The sequence below is a fragment of the Streptomyces fildesensis genome (assembly GCF_016107395.1).
Lineage (GTDB): Bacteria > Actinomycetota > Actinomycetes > Streptomycetales > Streptomycetaceae > Actinacidiphila > Actinacidiphila fildesensis.
In genome coordinates, this window is sequence record NZ_JAAIKO010000447.1 from 1 (window position 1) to 212 (window position 212).

Genomic DNA, 212 nt, shown 5'->3' on the forward strand with positions numbered 1-212 from the left:
TGATGCCATTGATGAGTATGCTGTTGGTCAGCTGAAGGAATTTGAGGGAAAGAAGCTGGTCTCAGCAACAAAAGAGGGCTTGAAGCTTGATGAAAGCGAAGATGAAAAGAAACAGAAGGAAGCTCTGAAAGAGAAGTTCCAGGGACTATGCAACGTGATCAAGGATGTGTTGGGAGACAGGGTAGAGAAGGTAGTTGTGTCTGACAGAGTGG

Annotated in this window: 1 pseudogene; it reads left to right on the forward strand. The window is 45.8% G+C overall.

Features of this window, described 5'->3' with window-relative positions:
• Window positions 1-212 (forward strand): annotated as a pseudogene (locus C6N31_RS47605) (hypothetical protein); the annotation flags it as partial.